This window comes from Pseudorhodoplanes sp. (genome assembly GCF_050250235.1).
Taxonomy (GTDB): Bacteria; Pseudomonadota; Alphaproteobacteria; order Rhizobiales; family Xanthobacteraceae; genus Pseudorhodoplanes.
In genome coordinates, this window is sequence record NZ_JBFWPA010000256.1 from 1 (window position 1) to 2,076 (window position 2,076).

Here is a 2,076-nt window from a genome sequence, read left to right on the forward strand (position 1 = left end):
CTACCGCCCGGTTATTCGCGGTGTCCTGAAGGCCAAGACGCTCACCATCCTCGTCGCGCTCATTGCGCTTGGCATCACCGTCTGGCCGGCGCGCCAATTCGGGTCGGAGTTCATGCCGAGCCTCGACGAGGGGACGCTGATGTACATGCCGACCACCTTGCCGGGGATCTCCGTCACCAAGGCCGCTGAGCTGCTGCAAATGCAGGACCGCATCATCAAGAGCTTCCCGGAGGTGGCCTCGGTCTACGGCAAGGCGGGGCGTGCGCTGACCGCGACCGATCCGGCGCCGACCGAGATGTTCGAGACCATCATCAATCTGAAACCGAAGGGTGAATGGCGGCCAGGCGTCACCATCGACAACCTGAAGGCCGAGATGGACCAGGCGCTGCAATTTCCCGGCGTCTCCAACGCCTGGACCATGCCGATCCGTGCCCGTATCGACATGCTGGCGACCGGCATCCGCACGCCGGTCGGGGTCAAGGTGTTCGGCACCGATCTCACCCAGATGGAGCAGAGCGCCCGTGAAATCGAGCGGGTGCTGCGGTCGGTGCCAGGCACATCGAGTGCCTATGCTGAGCGGGTGTTCGTGGGCTATTATCTCGACATCGTGCCGGACCGCGACGTGCTGGGGCGCTATGGACTGGCCATCGGCGACGTCCAAGGCGTGATCGCAAGCGCGCTCGGGGCGGAGACGGTGACCACCACAGTCGAGGGCCGCGAGCGCTACGCTGTCACCATCCGCTATCCTCGCGACTTCAGGAGCGATCCGCAGTCGATCGCCCGCGATGTGCAGGTGCCGTTACCGGGTGGTGGAACGGTGCCGCTGGGCGAAGTCGCCAAGGTCGAGCTCACGCGCGGCGCCACCTCGATCCGCACCGAGAATGGCCAGCTCGCGGTCTATGTCTTCGTCGATATCGCCGGTCGGGACCTGGGTGGCTATGTCGCCGAGGCGCAACGGGTCGTCGCGAACGAGGTCAAGCTGCCGCCCGGCACCTATGTCGCGTGGAGCGGCCAGTTCGAGTATCTCCAGCGCGCCGAGGCGCGGCTGAAGATCGTCGTACCGGTGACACTGCTGGTCATTTTCCTGCTGCTCTACCTCAACTTCCGGGCACTGACGGAAACGCTCATCGTCATGCTGTCGCTGCCCTTCGCGTTGGTCGGCGGCTTCTGGCTGATGTGGTGGCTCGGCTTCAACATGTCGGTCGCCGTGGCCGTCGGCTTCATTGCCCTTGCCGGCGTCGCCGCCGAGACCGGCGTCATCATGCTGATCTATCTCGAACAGGCGATGGCGGAACTGAAGGCTGAGCGAGAGGCGGAAGGACGGCCCTTCACCCGGACGGATCTCTATCAGGCGATCATGCTCGGTGCTGTCGAACGGGTACGGCCAAAGATGATGACGGTCATTGCGATCACGGCCGGCCTCGTCCCCATCCTGTGGAGCACCGGCACGGGCTCGGAAGTGATGCAGCGCATCGCGGTGCCGATGATCGGCGGCATGGTCTCCTCGACCGTGCTGACGCTGGTCGTGATCCCGGCCGTCTACGGGCTGATCAAGGGCTGGCGGTTGCCGCGGAGTGTGGTCGCCGATGAGACGGTCATCGAACGGGGTCCAGCCAGCGTCAAGGCGGCCGCCGAATGAGAGGAGGTCCCAATGATGCACGACATGATGGGAGCCATGGGATGGGGCATGGGCCTCGCCAGCCTTATCGGCATTCTCGTCCTGGTGCTGGCGATCGCTGCCCTCGTGAAATACGTCTTCTTCCGGTGAGGTGCGCATGCGCTCGCTCTTTCGGAGACAGAACGCGACGACTGATGATCGGCGCCCGCACAAGCGGTCGTCACGGACGTGCTGTCGCGCCCCTCCTGGGCGGCTGAGACTCTGCCCAAGCTGATTGTGACCCGCGATCCGAACTGCGGCTGCTGCGGGGGCACGCAACCATCTCAAATTGCTTTTCCGAGCGGCGGCCTGACCATCTAAAAAACTATGCTTTTCGGCCACGATCGCAAGCCAATGGAGGCCGAAGAAGATGAATTCGTGTAATTGGCGGTGAAAAGCGAGCCGGAAGTGTCGCACGC

Annotated in this window: 1 protein-coding gene; it reads left to right on the top strand. The window is 64.0% G+C overall.

Translation table 11 applies throughout. The features are described from left to right. The coding region (locus AB7F49_RS38075; protein ID WP_428532807.1) for an efflux RND transporter permease subunit at nucleotides 1–1,639 on the top strand (1,639 nt) is incomplete at its 5' end. Between the last annotated feature and the right edge of the window lie 437 nt (nucleotides 1,640–2,076).